Annotated in this window: 13 protein-coding genes and 1 pseudogene; 11 read left to right on the top strand and 3 right to left on the bottom strand. The window is 67.6% G+C overall.

All coding sequences use genetic code 11. The features are described 5' to 3' along the window. The first annotated feature begins 166 nt into the window (after nt 1-166). The 6 genes and pseudogenes from AB0M15_RS28635 to AB0M15_RS28610 all read left to right on the top strand — a co-directional run bounded on the left by AB0M15_RS28635 (nt 167) and on the right by AB0M15_RS28610 (nt 7,621). A complete protein-coding gene (locus AB0M15_RS28635; protein ID WP_343971407.1) occupies nt 167-790 on the top strand; it encodes an ATP-dependent Clp protease proteolytic subunit in 624 nt (207 codons plus the stop codon). Nucleotides 791-815: 25 nt separating this feature from the next. After that, nucleotides 816-1,430 (top strand): annotated as a pseudogene (locus tag AB0M15_RS28630) (ATP-dependent Clp protease proteolytic subunit); the annotation flags it as partial. A 213-nt stretch (nt 1,431-1,643) separates the two neighbouring features. Then, nucleotides 1,644-2,939, top strand: coding sequence for an ATP-dependent Clp protease ATP-binding subunit ClpX (clpX, locus tag AB0M15_RS28625; RefSeq protein WP_328321187.1), 1,296 nt, complete (start codon nt 1,644-1,646; stop codon nt 2,937-2,939). 169 nt (nt 2,940-3,108) lie between these two features. Further along, complete coding sequence (locus tag AB0M15_RS28620) at nt 3,109-4,695, top strand: alpha/beta hydrolase (protein WP_363824545.1); 1,587 nt, start codon at nt 3,109-3,111, stop codon at nt 4,693-4,695. 137 nt (nt 4,696-4,832) lie between these two features. Then, nucleotides 4,833-6,371 carry an alkaline phosphatase D family protein gene (locus AB0M15_RS28615; protein WP_363824544.1) on the top strand — a complete coding sequence of 513 codons (1,539 nt, stop codon included), beginning with the start codon at nt 4,833-4,835 and terminating at the stop codon, nt 6,369-6,371. 11 nt (nt 6,372-6,382) lie between these two features. Beyond that, nucleotides 6,383-7,621, top strand: coding sequence for a hypothetical protein (locus AB0M15_RS28610; RefSeq protein ID WP_363824543.1), 1,239 nt, complete (start codon nt 6,383-6,385; stop codon nt 7,619-7,621). Nucleotides 7,622-7,666: 45 nt separating this feature from the next. Here the strand turns inward: AB0M15_RS28610 and AB0M15_RS28605 are convergent, their stop codons facing one another. Then, nucleotides 7,667-8,983: a phosphodiester glycosidase family protein gene (locus tag AB0M15_RS28605; RefSeq protein ID WP_363824542.1), complete on the bottom strand. Its 1,317-nt coding sequence runs from the start codon at nt 8,981-8,983 to the stop codon at nt 7,667-7,669. Between the two features lie 126 nt (nt 8,984-9,109). On the opposite strand from AB0M15_RS28605, the gene AB0M15_RS28600 reads away from it, so the two are divergent. Then, a complete protein-coding gene (locus tag AB0M15_RS28600) occupies nt 9,110-10,033 on the top strand; it encodes an AEC family transporter (protein WP_363824541.1) in 924 nt (307 codons plus the stop codon). Here the strand turns inward: AB0M15_RS28600 and AB0M15_RS28595 are convergent, their stop codons facing one another. Together AB0M15_RS28595 and valS are read right to left on the bottom strand one after the other, a co-directional pair. Next, nucleotides 10,034-10,981 (bottom strand): hypothetical protein, encoded by a 948-nt coding sequence (locus tag AB0M15_RS28595; RefSeq protein ID WP_363824540.1) that lies wholly within the window; start codon nt 10,979-10,981, stop codon nt 10,034-10,036. A gap of 192 nt (nt 10,982-11,173) precedes the next feature. Further along, the gene (valS, locus tag AB0M15_RS28590; RefSeq protein ID WP_363824539.1) at nt 11,174-13,714 is read right to left on the bottom strand and encodes a valine--tRNA ligase; all 2,541 of its coding nucleotides are present in this window, start codon (nt 13,712-13,714) and stop codon (nt 11,174-11,176) included. 71 nt (nt 13,715-13,785) lie between these two features. Here valS and AB0M15_RS28585 point away from each other — a divergent pair, with 71 nt between their 5' ends. The 4 genes from AB0M15_RS28585 to AB0M15_RS28570 all read left to right on the top strand — a co-directional run bounded on the left by AB0M15_RS28585 (nt 13,786) and on the right by AB0M15_RS28570 (nt 17,129). After that, the gene (locus tag AB0M15_RS28585; RefSeq protein WP_363824538.1) at nt 13,786-15,147 is read left to right on the top strand and encodes a folylpolyglutamate synthase/dihydrofolate synthase family protein; all 1,362 of its coding nucleotides are present in this window, start codon (nt 13,786-13,788) and stop codon (nt 15,145-15,147) included. Next, a complete protein-coding gene (locus AB0M15_RS28580) occupies nt 15,144-15,476 on the top strand; it encodes a DUF4233 domain-containing protein (protein WP_363824537.1) in 333 nt (110 codons plus the stop codon). Before AB0M15_RS28585 ends, AB0M15_RS28580 begins: the two co-directional genes overlap by 4 nt. A 56-nt stretch (nt 15,477-15,532) precedes the next feature. Next, nucleotides 15,533-15,943 (top strand): nucleoside-diphosphate kinase, encoded by a 411-nt coding sequence (ndk, locus tag AB0M15_RS28575; RefSeq protein WP_363824536.1) that lies wholly within the window; start codon nt 15,533-15,535, stop codon nt 15,941-15,943. Nucleotides 15,944-16,103: 160 nt separating this feature from the next. Then, complete coding sequence (locus AB0M15_RS28570; protein WP_164603246.1) at nt 16,104-17,129, top strand: rod shape-determining protein; 1,026 nt, start codon at nt 16,104-16,106, stop codon at nt 17,127-17,129. Nucleotides 17,130-17,133: the final 4 nt, after the last annotated feature.

Below are 17,133 nucleotides of genomic sequence, written 5' to 3'. Positions count from 1 at the left end.
CGGGTGGGCACCATCTCGCCGGCGCGACGAGTGAGTCGGGGTGGGGACAAAACATCAGCCCGGGAAGCCTGTTCCGGAGTTCGCTGAGGGCAGATGGCGTGCGCCGTGAGCGAACAGGTGGCTACCAGCCTTAGGTCTGTGGGTGGGGACCAGTAATGTCGGCTTTGTGAACGAGACATTTGCAGCCAGCCCCACCGCCGCGGGCGGTGCCGGATCCGGCGGACTAGACGACCACATCTACCAGCGCCTGCTGAGCAACCGGATCATCTTCCTGGGGTCCGAGGTTCGCGACGACAACGCGAACGCCATCTGCGCTCAGATGTTGCTCCTCAACGCCGAAGACCCCAACAAGGACATCTGGCTGTACATCAACTCGCCGGGTGGCTCGGTGGACTCGGGCATGGCGATCTACGACACCATGCAGTGGATCTCCAACGACGTCGCCACGGTCGGGATGGGGCTGGCCGCTTCGATGGGCCAGTTCCTGCTCTGCGCCGGCGCGAAGGACAAGCGCTTCGCCCTGCCGCACGCGCGGATCATGATGCACCAGCCGTCGGGCGGCATGGGTGGTACGGCCTCCGACATCAAGATCCAGGCCCAGCAGTCGCTGCACATCAAGGCGCAGCTGTTCAAGCTGATCGCCGAGCACACTGGCCAGCCGCTGGAGCAGGTCGAGACCGACGCCGACCGCGACCGTTGGTTCACCGCGGACCAGGCGAAGGAATACGGCTTCATCGACCACGTCGTGGCCAGTGCTGCTCAGCTGAGCAGCGGCAGCCCGAACTCCTGACCTCTCCTGCGAAACTAAGGACACCAGCATGAACTACTTCATCCCGCAGTGGGAGGAGCGCACGTCGTACGGCATGCGCCGGATCGACCCCTACACGAAGCTGTTCGAGGACCGGATCATCTTCCTCGGCACCCCGATCACCGACGAGATCGCCAACGCCGTGATGGCGCAGCTGCTCTGCCTGCAGGCGATGGACTCCGACCGGGACATCAGCATCTACATCAACTCGCCCGGTGGCTCGTTCACCGCGCTGACCGCGATCTACGACACGATCCGATACATCAAGCCGGACGTGCAGACGGTCTGCCTGGGCCAGGCCGCCTCGGCCGCGGCGGTCCTGCTCGCAGCCGGTACGCCGGGCAAGCGGCTCGCCCTGCCGAACAGCCGGATCATCATCCACCAGCCGGCCACCGAGGGCACCTACGGGCAGTCCAGCGACATCGAGATCCAGGCGAACGAGATCCTGCGTCTGCGGGCGCTGCTGGAGACCATGCTCGCCGAGGCCAGCGGCAAGCCGCACGAAGAGGTCTCGCGCGACATCGAGCGGGACAAGTTCCTGACCGCCGACCAGGCGATCGAGTACGGCCTGATCGACGACATCCTGCAGACCCTCAAGACCCCGGTCCCGGCCGGCGTCTGAGAACGACCGTTCCGCTTCGGCGGTACCGAGTCAGCGGCCGAACACTGTCAAGTGACAGTGCGTTCGCCACCGGCGTAGTCACAACGCGTCGGTGAGCGCGGCGTTTCGGCCCCGGGCGCGGTACCGTCGAAGCGAGTTCCGGGTGGGGATCAGCCCCGATGGTTCAGGTTCGAATCCGCCCGGTTCGACTGCTCAGAGAAGGGATCTGTCCCGGTGGCACGCATAGGTGACGGCGGTGACCTGCTCAAATGCTCGTTCTGCGGCAAGAGCCAGAAGCAGGTCAAGAAGCTCATCGCCGGTCCCGGCGTCTACATCTGCGACGAGTGCATCGATCTCTGTAACGAGATCATCGAGGAGGAGCTGAACGAGGGCTCCGAGGTCGGTCTGACGGAGCTGCCGAAGCCCCGGGAGATCTACGACTTCCTCAATGCCTACGTCGTCGGACAGGACGTGGCGAAGAAGGCGCTCGCGGTAGCGGTGTACAACCACTACAAGCGGGTCCGCGACGGTCAGGGCTCGTCGAGCGCCGGCCGGCACGCGAAGGACGAAGCGGTCGAGCTGGCCAAGTCGAACATCCTGCTGATCGGCCCCACGGGCTGCGGCAAGACCTACCTGGCCCAGACTCTGGCGAGGATGCTGAACGTCCCGTTCGCGATCGCCGACGCCACCGCGCTGACCGAGGCGGGCTACGTCGGCGAGGACGTCGAGAACATCCTGCTGAAGCTGATCCAGGCGGCCGACTACGACGTCAAGAAGGCCGAGACCGGGATCATCTACATCGACGAGGTCGACAAGATCGCCCGCAAGAGCGAGAACCCGTCGATCACCCGCGATGTCTCCGGCGAGGGTGTCCAGCAGGCGCTGCTGAAGATCCTGGAAGGCACCACGGCCAGCGTTCCGCCGCAGGGCGGCCGCAAGCACCCGCACCAGGAGTTCATCCAGATCGACACCACCAACGTGCTGTTCATCGTCGGCGGCGCGTTCGCCGGCCTGGACCACATGGTGGAGCAGCGGGTCGGCAAGAAGACGCTCGGCTTCAACGCCAAGCGTGAGCCGGAGAAGCCCAAGGAGCTCAGCGGCTACTCCGACGTGATGCCGGAGGACCTGCTCAAGTTCGGCCTGATCCCCGAGTTCATCGGCCGGCTCCCGGTCATCACCACGGTCTCCCCGCTGGACCGGGACGCGCTGATCAAGATCCTGTCCGAGCCGAAGAACGCGCTGGTCAAGCAGTACCGGCGGCTGTTCGAGATCGACAACGTCGAGCTGGAGTTCAGCGAGGACGCGGTCGAGGCGATCGCGGACCAGGCGCTGCTGCGCGGCACCGGTGCCCGCGGGCTGCGCGCGATCATGGAAGAAGTCCTGCTGAACGTGATGTATGAGGTGCCGAGCCGCGAAGACGTCGCCAAGGTCGTCGTCACCGGCGAGGTCGTCCTGGAGAACGTCAACCCGACGCTGATCCCGCGCGACCAGATGGTCAGCAAGCGCGAGCGCCGCGAGAAGACCGCATAACAAAGCAATCCGTACTACGGGTGAGCTCGCTCACCAGGTTCACTCCTGAGAGGGGCCGGCATCCGCTGAGAGGCGGACTGCCGGCCTCGTCCCGTTGGTGGACTCGCACCGACAGGTCCCGGCAATAGCGTCGATGGCGTCCCACTCATCGACTCGCTGGGGGAGAACCGTGTACATCCGACGGATAGCGGCCGCACTAGCCGCCGCCGTACTCGCAATACCAACGACAGCTTCCGCTGCCAGTACTGCCCAACCAGTAGTGCCGAAGATCAACTGGGGGAGCTGCGGCACCGACCCGGGGCTGAAACCCTTCCAGTGCGCCACTGTTGAGGTCCCTACCGACTACGACCGCCCGCGTGGCTCCACGACCACGATTGCGCTGACCCGGCTGCCCGCCAGCGACCCGGCTCACCGCATCGGCACGCTGTTCACCAACCCGGGAGGCCCCGGCGGTCCCGGCGTCGACTTCATCCAGCAGGTCGGCCAGGTTGCCTACACGCCACAGGTACGGGCGCAGTTCGACATCCTCGGCTTCGACCCACGAGGCGTTGGCAAGTCCGACCCGGCGACCTGCTACCGGACGGAGGCCGAGGAGCACGAGGTGCTGACCAGCCAGCCGGAGTTCCCAGTCACGCGCGCCGAGGAGCGCGCCTACACCAGCTGGGGCATCAAGGTCGGCCTGCACTGCGCCGCACTCTCCGGCGGCAAGCTGGCCCACATGTCGACGGCGAACGTTGCCCGTGACATGGATCTGCTCCGGCAAGCGGTCGGTGACGAGAAGCTGAGCTACGTCGGCTACTCCTACGGCACGTACCTCGGCGCCACCTACGCCAAGCTGTTCCCGACCAAGGTCCGCGCGCTGGTTCTCGACGGGACGCTCACCCCGACCGGGTACTCCGGTTCGGACGGCGACCGGCGCCCGTTCGGCGTACGGATCGCTCAGGGCGACGGCGCTGCCGGGACCTTCGCGCAGTTCAAGGCGGAGTGCAAGAAGGCCGGGCCGGACAGGTGCTCGCTGGCCAAGCTCGGTGATCCGTCGACGGTGGTCGAGAACCTCTTCGAGCGGCTCAAGACCCACCCGGTGGTGGTGACGCTGCCCGATGGCACCACGACGACCGTGACCTACCAGATCGCCGTGGTGGTTGGCTTCCAGAGCATGTACGACCCGGCAGGCTGGTCGGAACTCGCCGACCTGTACAGCCAGCTCGCGGCCCCCGCCAAGAGCAAGAGCGCACGACTGAAGGCACCGGCCGCTCTAGTCGAGTGGACCAAGCACCGGGAGGTGTATCCCTCGCTCGCGCAGGCCATGCAGCCCTGCATCGAGACTGCGAAGGCCGGTCACCCCTTGGCCTACCGTGCGTACGCCGATGCCGCCGACAAGACCGGTCCGCACTTCGGCCGCTACCGGACTTGGGTCGGCCAGGTGTGCGAGTCCGTGCCCGTCAAGGACACCGACGCGTTCAAGGGCCCATGGCCGAACAAGGTGAAGCCGCCGGTACTGGTCATCGGCACCCGGTACGACCCGGCGACGCCGTACGCGGCCACCCGCCCGTTCGCCGACCTCTTCCCGGACGCCCGGATGCTCACGGTCGAGGGCTACGGGCATACGACGCTGCTCAAGAGCAGTTGCGCCGACGCCGGCATCACGAAGTACCTGACGACCCTGGACGCGCCTGCGGACGGTGCGACCTGCGGGCAGGACTACAAGCCCTTCGAACCGGTGCCGGCCGGTAAAAAGCGGGTCGTTGTCCAGTAGGACAAGGTGTAGGAAAGTTACCAAATTTTGGGGAGTATGGGCACGAACCGCCCCGATCGTGAGGTTCTCCGGACGGATCCGTCGTATTCATCCGTCCGGAGGGCCCTGCGCCATGTGCACCTCGGAAGGTGACGCCCATGAAACCCATCAGTCGTCGAACCCTTGTCCTCGGCGGACTGGCGGCGGCAGGTGCTACCGCACTGCCCGCCCGTTCCAGCATCATCACCGCCACCGCAGCTGTCCCGTATCCCTTCCAGCTAGGGGTCGCCTCCGGTGAGCCCGACTCGAGCAGCGTCGTGCTCTGGACCCGTCTGGCCCCGTCCCCGCTCAATGCGGACGGCCAGGGCGGCATGGCCAACGCCAATGTCGCCGTGGACTGGCAGGTCTCGACCACCGAGTCCTTCGCCACCCTGGTCACCTCAGGCACCGTCACTGCGACCTACGGAGCCGCTCACTCCGTTCACGCGATCGCCAACGGCCTCAACCCCGACTCGGACTACTTCTACCGCTTCCGCGCCCAAGGCCACGTCTCACCCGTAGGCCGCACCCGTACTGCGCCCGCAGCGGGCACGAACGGCCGCGACCTCGTCATGGCCTTCACCTCGTGCGCGCACTACGAGGAGGGTTACTACACGGCGTACCGGCGAATGGCTGAGGACAATCCGGGCCTCATCCTGTTCCTGGGCGACTACATCTACGAGTACCCGGCTACTGCCGGCCGGACGCGTCTCCACCTGGGTGCCACGGAGATCACGACGCTGGCCGACTACCGGCGTCGCTATGCGCAGTACAAGTCGGACCCGGATCTGCAGGCGGCCCATGCGGTCGCGCCGTGGATCGTCGTGCCGGACGACCATGAGGTGGAGAACAACTACGCCAACATGACTCGGGCGGACAGCACTCCGGCGCTCACCACCGCGCAGTGGACAGCCCGGCGCACTGCGGCCTACCAGGCGTACTACGAGAACATGCCGCTGCGGCCGGCTCAGGCCAACAACGGCAACTCCATCCAGCTGTACCGGCGACTGCCGTGGGGCAAGCTCGCCACGTTCCACATGCTCGACACCAGGCAGTACCGCAACGACCAGGCATGCGGTGACGGCTGGAAGATCTGTTCGGACGCAGACCTCGCCACCCGGAGCCTGCCTGGCAATGCTCAGGAGACCTGGCTGCTCAACGGTCTGGCCGAGAAGGCGGCCACCTGGGACATCATCGGGCAGCAGGTGTTCTTCGCCCGGCGCTTCAACTCGACCGGGGCCAGCATGGACTCCTGGGACGGGTACCGCGCGTCGCGGGCCCGCATCCAGCAGGGCTGGGTCGACCGCGGCAACCGGAACCCGGTAGTGCTCACCGGCGACGTGCACCGCGCCTGGGGCAACAACCTGATGGCGGACTACAACAACGCCAACTCGGCGGTGATCGGCACTGAACTCGTCACCAGCTCGTCCACCTCGACCGGCGATGGTGACGCCACCACGGCGATCCCGGACGTCGGGACCAACCCGTGGCTGAAGTTCTACAGCAACCGCCGCGGCTACATCCGGACGACGGTGACGCCGACCCAGATGCAGGCGGACTTCCGCGGCGTGGCGAAGGTGTCCGAGCACGACGCGCCGGTGTCGACGCTGAAGTCGTTCGTCATCCAAGAGGGCCAGCCCGGCCTTCAGGCAGTCTGAGGGGAGTGACCATGAAGAAGAAGTTCTTCGCCCTGGCGGTTGCCGTTCCGTCGCTACTGTTCACGATCCCTGCCCAGGCAGCGGTTGCGGCGCCGGTCTGGAGTACTGCGAACAGCGTGTCGACCGGCGATCAGGACACGGCTGCGATCGCGACCAACCGCAACGGGTACGTCGCCGTCGTCTGGGAAGACGACCGCGACACGACCGACGCGGCCGACAACGCGCACAGCGAGATCTTCCTGCGCCTGTACCACAACGGCACGGCGCTCTATGAGAAGAAGCTGTCCGCGGCCGGCGGCAGTGGCGTCACCAACTGGCGCCACTTGCACCCGGATGTCGGCCTGGACGACAAGGGCAATGCCGTTGTCGTGTGGGCCGACGATCCGGACGGCAACGGCTACTACAACATCCCTTACCGGGTTGTGAATACGGCCGGTACGGTGACCGCTTCGGCCAATGCGAACACGTCGGCGGATGGGCAGCAGATCAATCCCCGGGTGGCGGTCGACCCGGATGGCGCGCCGTCGACTGCGGCGGTTGCGTTCACGGTGGTGTGGGAGGACATCCAGACCGGTACTCCGGCAACGGTGAAGGCGGCTGGATTCACCGGGCCGACGACTCGCGGCTACGAGGTGACCGCCTCGACGACGACGGGTCAGCATCACAATCCGGACGTGGCGGTGTCGGCCTCGGGCGATGCGGTCGTGGTCTGGGATGACGGGTCGACCGATACGGCGTACAACGTCGGGCTGGTCGGCTTGGCCCGGACGAATGGCGCGGTCACGCTGTCCCGACGTACGGCGAATGCCTCCACTGCTGGGGCACAGCTGCATGCCGCTGTCGCGGCGAACTTCAACGGCGACTTCGCGGTCGCATGGGAGTCGGGCGCAGGGGTGTGGACTCGCGGGTTCACAGGTACGGGCGCTGCTCGCACCGCTGATGTGGAAGTCGTTGCCAGCGGCAAGAATCCCTCGATCGGGATCGATGACCAGGCGAGCAGCGTGGTCGGCTGGACCGCTCAGGCGACGGACTCCGACGTGTGGGTCCGCGGCTTCAACTCAGCCGGTACCACGGACGCGCCGCGGCTGTCGGCCCAGCAGTTGAGCCAGGTGCCGGCGGGACGGCAGGAGCAGTTGGTGGTTGCCGTGTCACCGTGGTCCGAGGTGGCGGTCGCCTACACGGACGACAACGACGGGAACACCTATGACCAGGTGATCCTCGGCCAGGGCATCTCGAACAACAACTTCTGAGAGGTGAAGGGCCCGGGATATCCCGGGCCCTTCAGTTGTGGCGTACTACTTCTTCGGCACCCAGATGAGGGCGTCGCCGACGGCCCGCTCGGCGCCGTTGGTGCCGCTCGGGTGGCTGACGAGCGCGCCGTTGACGGCCATCGCGGTCGAGCCGCCGCCGTCGAGGTTGATCGCGTCGCTCAGGTCGAGTGCCTTGGCGACCGCGGCCGTCTCGTCCATCGTCGTACCGACGCTGGTGGTCTGCCGGCCGTCGAGCGCCGCCAGGGTGAGCTTGCCGTCGCTGGTGGTGCCGACGATCGAGCGCGGGTTGCGGTCGAAGAAGCTGCCGGTACCGGCGGGGACGACGACCTGGCCGTTGGCGGTGAGACGGTAGCGGCCGGTTACGGCGTACAGGTCCTTGCGCAGCTTGAGGTTGGTGCCGTGCTCGTCGGCGATCGCGAGGTCGGTCTTCAGGCAGGTGTGCGAGACCATCGCGAGGAGTGCGTTCGAGTCGCTGCCAGTGGCCTGGAGTGAGGTCTGGTTCTTCGTCAGGGTCGTACCGCGGGTGGCGGCGACCCGCTCGACGCAGCCGTCCCGGTCGAGGACGACCTCGATGCCCGCGCCGGCGGGGGTGGTGGCCGCGAACTCAGGGGTGAAGAGGGTGACGTCGCCGGGGACCGTGCACGCCGTCTGGGCCGGGAGCGTCGCGCAGGCGGTCGGGATGACCGGCGGGTGGTTGACGAACTCGAGCGGCAGCGTCGCGCCGGTCTTCGGGTTCTTGACCGAGCCGGTCCAGCGGAGGTGGCCCATCACGGCCTTGTTGGTCTTGGCGTCGACCACGAAGTTGGCCTCGGCCGGGTCGGTGAGCGGTTCGCTGAGCAGCTTGCCGTCGAAGATGCCGAGCCCGACCGGGTCGCCCGGGTAGAGGGCGCTGGCGGTGAAGGTGAAGAACGAGGCGTTGATGCCGGCCAGGGCGCCCGACGTCCGGACCAGGTCGCTGGTCTTCTCGACCTTCGCGAGGTCGGGGCCGTACGTCGTCCGCAGCTCGCCCCTCGCCTTGCGCGGGTCGATGGTGAGCACGTTGACGACCCAGGGGCCGCGGGTCGTGGTGTTGATCTGGTCGGCCGGCGCGGGGTCGGTGCCGCGGACGATGCGGGTCAGCGTCACGCCCTCGGCGAGGGCCGTGACGGTGCGCGTCTCGGCGAGGTCCGCGTCGCCGAGGGGGAGGACGCCGGCGGCGTACTGGATCGGGGCGGGTTGCTGTTCGGGGTTGGGCTCGGCAGCGGTGGCGGTCGGGGCGACGTGCAGGGTCGCGAGCGCGGCCAGCGAGGCGGCTGCGGCGAGTCCGGCTCTGCGACTAGAGGAGGGGACGGAAGAAGTCATGATGGCCATCCTTCGACGTTTTGGTGGAATCTTTCCACTCGGATGGCTTGCTGGTCAGTAACTTGCAGATGAAACGTTTCGTCTACGATCGCTGGGGTGATGACGAAGCCGCCGGGTCGCTGACGCATGTCTGCCGTCGTCGCCGCCTTCGTCGCACTCGTCTCGGTCGCCGTACTCGGGTACCTGGTCGGCCTGGCCGGCGTACTGCGGGCCGAGGACGAGCTGGTGCTGTCGCGGCTGGCGTTCTTCGTCGCGACGCCGGCGTTGCTGTTCACCACGGTCGCCCGGGCTGATCTCCACGCGATCTTCTCGCCGGTGTTGCTGACGAACCTGGCTGGGCTGTTCGTCGTGCAGGTGCTGTATCTCGGCGTTGCGGTATTGATCTGGCGGCGCAATCGGGCGCAGGCGACGATCGGAGTACTGGCTGCGTCGTATGTGAACGCGGGGAATCTGGGGGTGCCGGTCGCCGCCTACGTGCTGGGCGATGGGGCGTTGGTGGCGCCGATCGTGTTGTTCCAGTTGCTGGTGATGGCGCCGGTGGCGTTCGCAGTACTGGACGGGGACCGGCATGGCGCGGGACGGCGGGTGCCGGTGCGGGTGCTGCTGACGCGGCCGTTGCGGAATCCGCTGACGGTGGCGTCGCTGCTCGGGTTGCTGGTCGCGGCGGCGGGGATCGAGCTGCCGTCGTTGTTGATGCGGCCGATCGACCTGGTGGCGGCGGCCGCGGTGCCGGTCGCGTTGGTGGCGTATGGGTTGAGCCTTGGCGGCGCGAAGGACTCGATCAGCCTCGACCGGGACGCTGTACTCGCTGTCCTGCTGAAGACGCTCGTCCAACCGCTCGTCGCGTACTCCGTCGGCCGCTGGCTCCTCGACCTCGAAGGCGCTGCGCTGCTTGCTCCGGTGCTGTTGGCTGCGTTGCCGACTGCTCAGAACGTGTATGTGTACGCCGTACAGTACCGCGCCGCGCGGCGACTCGCCCGCAGCGCGGTACTGCTCAGCACCTTGCTCTCGATCCCGGTGATGATCGCCTTGAGCGGCTTGCTCGCCTGACTACTTCATAACTTTGAAGGCCTCGTCGGCGAGCGGGCCGACGTCGTCGACGCTGACGCCGTCGTTGGCCGCCTGAGCGATCACGGTGAGCGTGTTGGATCCTCGGTAGCACTGCGTCGGCAGGTTGTCGGTCGACTCGACACAGGTGGCCTGGCCGACCTTCTTCACCTGCTCGGGCGAGGCACCGGAGTCCTTGATCGTCTTGTCGATGTCGACCTTGCCCCGCAACGCGATCACCACGAACAGCCGCTGCCCGTCGAGATTCCCGTACGCCTCGACCGTCGCCTGCTTGCCGTCGTTGATCCGGCTCAACGCATCCCGCGTCTCCTCCAGCTTCAACTGCTGCCGGATCTGCGTGTCAGTCACCCGATCCAGCCCACCGAGCTTCGCCGGCGGGGTGATGCCCCTCGCGGTGTTCAGCCGACTCATCGGCCCGAGCCCCGCGAAATACCCAAACGCAGCCACCACCAGCAACGCCAGCACAACCCCACCAACAGTCACCCAAGGATTGCGCCGCCACTTGACCTTCTTCAACCTCAGCCAAGGCGCCTTCCACCAGGCCGTCTTCCACCAAGGCGTCTTCCTGTCGCCCAAAGGCTTCTCGGCGGCGGACTTCTCGTCGCCGGCAGCCTTCTCGCCGGTCGCCTCCAGAGTCACCCTTTCGAGGGTGACTCTCTCCACTGTCACCTTCTCTGTGGTCACCTTCTGGCCGGCCGCAGGCTGGACCGGAATCGACTCGGTAGCAGCTTCGGCCGCACCCTGACCCGGCTCAGCCGCGCCGGCACCTGTGCCTGCGCCTGGCGTGGCGTTCGGCGCGGGGCTTACCGGAGGAGGGTTTGTCGGGCTGTTGCTTGGGGGGTTGTTGGTGCGGGTGGGCGGGTCGGACGGGGCGGGGAGAGGGGTTTGCTGGGGGCGGTCGTCCGGGCCGGGGGTGGTGGGGGTGCTCATGAGTGCTCCTCGGGGCGCGCGGACGGGGTCGCCGGGGGTTCGGGCTGGGGGTGTCCCGATCGTTTCATATCCGGACAAAGTGTTCCCGCAGCCGGTCAGCAGACCGGCTGAACCCGCAGGGTAGTCGGTCGGGTGAAACCAGTAGCGCCCGCCTCCGAAGAAGCGGGCGCCACCGACGTACTGTGGTTGAACTCAGAGGGCTGCGATGACCGAGACCTCGGCGGATTCGTCGGGGCTCCAGAGGATCTCGCCGGTGATCCGGCCGGCGGCTCGGAGGTCGACCTCGGCCTGAGCGGCGAGGGTGAGGCGGGCGGCGGGGCCGCTGACCTCGACCTTGGAGACCTCGGTCTTCATCGAGACCTGGGCCGTCGACTTGGCGCCGCGGATGCCCGCGAGAACCTCGGCGACCGCGTCGAGAACGGCCGGGTCCTGCTCAGCGGCAGCGACATCGACCGAGGCGACCGGCCACGACGTGGTGTGGATCGAGCCTTCCTGCCACCACGACCAGACCTCTTCGGTCGCGAACGGCAGGTACGGCGCGAGCATCCGCAGCTGAACCGACAATGCGACAGCCAGCGCCGCCTTCGCCGAGGTCGCGCCCTCCTCACCGTGGCCGCCGTACGCCCGCTCCTTGACCAGCTCGACGTAGTCGTCGCAGAAGCTCCAGAAGAACCGCTCGGCGATCTCCAGCGCACCGGTGTAGTCGTACCGCTCGAAGGCAGCCGTCGCCTCGTCGATCACCTGACGCAGCTGCGCCAGCATCGCCAGGTCGACCGGCTGGGTGACCGCGCCCGCGTCGACCGAGGTCGCCCCGAACGACAGAACGAACTTCGACGCGTTCAGAACCTTGATCGCCAGCCGCCGCCCGACCTTCATCTGCGACTCGTCGAACGGCGAGTCCATCCCCGGTCGGGCCATCGCGGCCCGCCAGCGAACCGCGTCCGAGCCGAACTTCTCCAGGATCTCCGACGGAACGACCGCGTTGCCCTTGGACTTCGACATCTTCTTGCGGTCGGGGTCGACGACGAACCCGGAGATCATCGACCGCGCCCACGGCAGCGTGCCGTTCTCGTAGTGCGCCCGGACGACGCGGGAGAACAGCCAGGTGCGGATGATCTCGTGCGCGTGCGTGTTCAGGTCCATCGGGAAGGTGCGCCGGAACAGGTCGTCGTCACGCTCCCAGCCGCAGACGATGTGCGGGCTCAGCGACGAGGTCGCCCAGGTGTCCATCACATCCGGATCCGCGACGAAACCGCCGGGCTTGCCGCGCTGGGACTCGTCGTACCCACCTGGGACCTGCGAGGTCGGGTCGATCGGCAGATCGGCCTCCCGAGGCATCAGCGGGTGCGCGTAGTCCGGCTCGCCCTCGTGGTCCAGGGGATACCAGACCGGGAACGGGACGCCGAAGAACCGCTGGCGGGAGATCAGCCAGTCGCCGTTCAGCCCGTCGACCCAGTTCTGGTAGCGGTGGTGCATGAACTCGGGAACCCAGGCGAGCTCGTTGCCGCGCTCGATGAACTCGGCCTTCAGCGCCTCGTCCCGGCCGCCGTTGCGGATGTACCACTGCCGGGTGGAGACGATCTCGAGCGGCTTGTCGCCCTTCTCGAAGAAGTTCGCCTTCCGCTGCGTCGGCTTCGGCTCGCCGTCCAGGTCGCCGCTCTCGCGCAGCTTGCCGACGATCAGCTCCCGCGCGCTGAACGTCGTCTTGCCCGCCATCTCCGCATAGAGCTCAGACCCCTCGAGCCACTCCGGGGTGTCGCGCAGGATCCGGCCGTCGCGACCGATGACGGTCCGGACCGGGAGCTGCAGCTCGCGCCACCAGATCACGTCGGTGAGGTCACCGAAGGTGCAGCACATCGCAATACCGGCGCCCTTGTCGGGCTCGGCCGCCTCGTGCGCCAGGACCGGGATCTCGACGCCGAACAGCGGCGAGCGGACCGTGGTACCGAACAAGTGCTTGTAGCGCTCGTCTGACGGGTGCGCGATCAGGGCGACACAGGCCGGCAGCAGCTCGGGCCGGGTGGTCTCGATGTAGATCGGGCCGTCGGCGCCATGGAAGGCGATCTTGTGGAACGCGCCCGGGTAGTCACGAGCCTCCAGCTCGGCCTGCGCGACCGCGGTCTGGAACGTGACGTCCCACAGCGTCGGCGCCTCGGACAGGTAGGCCTCGCCGCGCGCGAAGTTGCGCAGGAAGGCACGCTGCGACGTCCGCCGCGAGTCGTCGGAGATGGTCGTGTAGAGGTAGTTCCAGTCGACGCTCAGGCCGACCTGGCGCCACATCGCCTCGAACGCCTGCTCGTCGATGTGGGTCAGCTCGCCGCACAGGTCGACGAAGTTCTGCCGCGAGATCGGGATCTGCTTCTTCGGGTCCGGCTTCTCCGGCGGGGTGAAGTCGGGGTCGTACGGCAGCGACGGGTCGCACTTGACGCCGTAGTAGTTCTGGACCCGGCGCTCGGTCGGCAGGCCGTTGTCGTCCCAGCCGATCGGGTAGAAGACCTTCTTGCCCCGCATCCGCTGGAAGCGCGCGACCAGGTCGGTGTGGGTGTAGCTGAAGATGTGCCCGACGTGCAGCGACCCGGAGACGGTCGGCGGCGGGGTGTCGATCGAGTAGACGTCCGCGCGCTCGGCAGTACGGTCGAACGCGTAGGTCTGCTGTTCCTTCCATACGGCAGCCCACTTCTCCTCGAGTCCGTCGAGGGTGGGCTTGTCAGGAACACGGGACGCTTCGCTCATACGGCAATCCTAGTGGTTGTCAAGGGGTGCTCACGACGGGTTATCCACAGCCCACCTAGACTGGCGGTCTGATGAGTGCACTCTCTTATGCCGAGGTATCGGCGAAGCTTCAGGCCCGTTGGCCGGAGAACAAGATCGATCCCACGCTGGACCGGGTCCGGCGGCTCGTCGAGCTGCTCGGCGATCCGCAGAAGAGCTATCCCGTCGTCCATCTGACCGGCACCAACGGCAAGACCTCGACCGCGCGGATGGTCGACGCGCTGCTGCGCGAGGCCGGGCTGCGGACCGGGCGGTTCACCAGCCCGCACCTGGAGTCGGTGCGCGAGCGGATCACGCTGAACGGCGAGCCGATCGACGAGCAGCGGTTCGTCGAGGTGTACGCCGAGATCGAGCCGTACGTCGACGTCGTCGACTCCGAGAACGAGCACCCGCTGTCGTTCTTCGAGGTGATGACCGGGATGGCCTTCGCCGCCTTCGCCGACGCGCCCGTCGACGTCGCGGTGGTCGAGGTCGGCCTCGGCGGCACCTGGGACTCGACCAACGTCGCCGACGGCACCGTCGCGGTGATCACGCCGGTCGCCGTCGACCACGCGCACATCCTCGGCGCCGATCCGGTCACCATCGCCAGGGACAAGTCCGGCATCATCAAGTCGGGCAGCACGGCGGTGATCTCGCAGCAGAGCCTCGACGTGGCCGAGGTGCTGGTACGCCGGGCCGCCGAGGTCGGCGCCCAGGTCGCCCGGGAGGGACTCGAGTTCGGGGTGGTCAGCCGCTCGGTCGCCGTCGGCGGCCAGCTGATCTCCTTCAAGGGTCTCGGCGGCGAGTACGACGACATCTACCTCCCGCTGCACGGTGAGTACCAGGCCCACAACGCCTCCACCGCGCTCGCCGCTGTGGAGGCGCTGCTCGGGGCGAGCGGGCAGAACGAGGGCCAGCGGATGACCCGCGAGCTGGTCGAGGCCGCGTTCGCCGAGGTGACCAGCCCCGGCCGGATGGAGGTCGTCCGGACCAGTCCCACCGTCATCGTCGACGCCGCGCACAATCCGCACGGCGCCCAGGCGACCGCGGAGACGGTGTCGGAGGCGTTCGCGTTCCAGCCGCTGATCGGCGTACTGGGCTGCATGAAGGACAAGGACGTGTACGGCGTCCTGGAGGCGTACGAGCCGATCATGGAGACCGTCGTCTGCACCCGGAACTCGTTCGACCGCTCGATGCCGGCCGAGGAACTGGGTGAGCTGGCGATCGAGATCTTCGGCGAGGACCGGGTGCTGGTCCGGCCCAAGCTGCTCGACGCGATCGACGACGCGATCCGGCTGGCCGAGGAGAACGCGCTCGCGATGGGCACCGGCGGCGTACTGATCACCGGCTCGGTGATCACCGCGGGCGAGGCCCGGACGCTGCTGGTCCGCAAGCCGGCCGGGGAGAAGCGGTGAGATCGCTCGCCGGTATCGTCCTCGGCTTCGAGTTCATCGTCCTGGCCCTCGTCACGCCGGTGATGATCTCGGTCGCCGACGTGAAGCCCAGTACTGCGATCCCGCTGTGCCTCGGGTTGGCCGTCCTCGCACTGGTCGCCGCCGGACTCCTGCGCAACCAGCTCGGGTACATCCTCGGCTCGATCATCCAGGTCGCCGCAGTCGGTCTCGGCTTCGTCGTACCGGTGATGTTCGTGCTCGGACTGGCCTTCGCCGCGTTCTGGGTGATGGCGATCGTGCTCGGCCGCCGGATCGACGAAGCCAAGGCCGCCCAAGCGGCCCAGGCCTGACAAACCACTAGGCTCACCCGCAGTAGACCCGCCACAGCATCGGAGAGAGAACAGACATGTCGCAGCGCACCCTCGTCCTGCTCAAGCCCGACACGGTACGCCGTGGCCTGGTCGGGGAGGTCCTCGGACGGTTCGAGGCGAAGGGCCTCACCGTCGTCGCGATGGACCTGCGCACGATCGACGGCGACCAGGCCGACCAGCACTACGCCGAGCACGTCGAGCGGGACTTCTACCCGCCGCTGCGCGAGTTCGTCACCAGCGGCCCGCTGGTCGCGCTGGTGCTCGAGGGCGACGAGGCGGTCGAGGTCGTCCGCGCGCTGAACGGCGCCACCGACGGCCGCAAGGCCGCTCCGGGCACGATCCGCGGCGATCTGTCGCTGTCGAACCGGGAGAACCTCGTGCACGGCTCGGACTCGCACGCGTCGGCCGAGCGCGAGATCAAGATCTGGTTTCCCGACCTGCCGTAGTACTTCGCAGTACGTCTCAGTTGTGGAGGGCGGCGCGAACACCTGGTGAATGGACCGATACGATGCGTCGCGGGCGGACGAGTCGTGTCGGTCCCCGGGTGGCGATGGGTCCGCGCTTAGCCTGAGAACCTCGGACCCGAGCAGCGGGAGGCCGCCGAAAATGGCGAACAGCATGCTCGGCCGCGATATGGCGGTCGACCTCGGTACGGCCAACACACTCGTGTACGTGCGCGGACGTGGCGTCGTACTGAACGAGCCGTCGGTGGTGGCGATCCGGACCGACGAACCGCGCGAGGCGGTCGCGTTCGGCGCCGAGGCGAAGAAGATGATCGGCCGGACGCCCGGCAACATCACCGCGATCCGGCCGTTGAAGGACGGCGTGATCGCCGACTTCGACGCCGCCGAGCAGATGCTGCGGTACTTCATCCAGCGGGTCCACCGCCGCCGGTACTTCGCCAAGCCGCGGATCGTGGTCTGCGTCCCGTCAGGCATCACCGCGGTGGAGCAGCGGGCCGTCCGCGACGCCGGGTACATGGCCGGCGCCCGCAAGGTCTACATCATCGAGGAGCCGATGGCCGCCGCGCTCGGCTCCAACCTCGAGGTCCGCGACGCCACCGGCAACATGGTGGTCGACATCGGCGGCGGGACGACCGAGGTCGCGGTGATCTCGTTCGGCGGGATCGTCACCTCGCAGTCCATCCGGGTGGCCGGTGACGCGATCGACAAGGCCGTCGTGAACTACTGCAAGAAGGAGTACTCGCTGATGCTCGGCGAGGCCACCTCCGAGCAGATCAAGATGACGATCGGCTCGGCCTTCCCGACCTCGGACGGGCCGGACTCGGAGATCCGCGGCCGGGACATGGTCTCCGGGCTGCCGCGCACGGTGAAGGTGTCTTCGGCGAGCATCCGGCAGGCGATCGAGGAGCCGATCACCGCGATCGTCGACGCGGTCAAGGCCACCCTGGACAAGACCCCGCCCGAGCTGGCCGGCGACATCGTCGACCGGGGCATCGTGCTGACCGGTGGCGGCGCGCTGCTGAAGGGCATGGACGAGCGGCTGCGGCACGAGACGGGGATCCCGATCCACGTCGCGGAGAACCCGCTGGACGCCGTCGTGCTCGGCGCCGGCAAGTGTGTCGACAACATCGAGACACTGAACCGCATCCTCGTCACCGACCGCCGCTGAACCG

The sequence above is a fragment of the Kribbella sp. NPDC051718 genome, assembly GCF_040681515.1.
Lineage (GTDB): Bacteria > Actinomycetota > Actinomycetes > Propionibacteriales > Kribbellaceae > Kribbella.
Note: the sequence above shows the minus strand (reverse complement) of the source record. Positions and strands in the feature narration are given on the sequence as shown.

Excerpts from the sequence above, each read along its gene's own strand:
- AB0M15_RS28615 (WP_363824544.1), top strand. The coding sequence starts at position 4,833 with ATGAAACCCATCAGTCGTCGAACCCTTGTCCTCGGCGGACTGGCGGCG.
- AB0M15_RS28610 (WP_363824543.1), top strand. The coding sequence starts at position 6,383 with ATGAAGAAGAAGTTCTTCGCCCTGGCGGTTGCCGTTCCGTCGCTACTG.
- AB0M15_RS28605 (WP_363824542.1), bottom strand. The coding sequence starts at position 8,983 with ATGACTTCTTCCGTCCCCTCCTCTAGTCGCAGAGCCGGACTCGCCGCA.
- AB0M15_RS28600 (WP_363824541.1), top strand. The coding sequence starts at position 9,110 with ATGTCTGCCGTCGTCGCCGCCTTCGTCGCACTCGTCTCGGTCGCCGTA.
- AB0M15_RS28595 (WP_363824540.1), bottom strand. The coding sequence starts at position 10,981 with ATGAGCACCCCCACCACCCCCGGCCCGGACGACCGCCCCCAGCAAACC.
- valS (WP_363824539.1), bottom strand. The coding sequence starts at position 13,714 with ATGAGCGAAGCGTCCCGTGTTCCTGACAAGCCCACCCTCGACGGACTC.
- AB0M15_RS28585 (WP_363824538.1), top strand. The coding sequence starts at position 13,786 with ATGAGTGCACTCTCTTATGCCGAGGTATCGGCGAAGCTTCAGGCCCGT.
- ndk (WP_363824536.1), top strand. The coding sequence starts at position 15,533 with ATGTCGCAGCGCACCCTCGTCCTGCTCAAGCCCGACACGGTACGCCGT.
- AB0M15_RS28570 (WP_164603246.1), top strand. The coding sequence starts at position 16,104 with ATGGCGAACAGCATGCTCGGCCGCGATATGGCGGTCGACCTCGGTACG.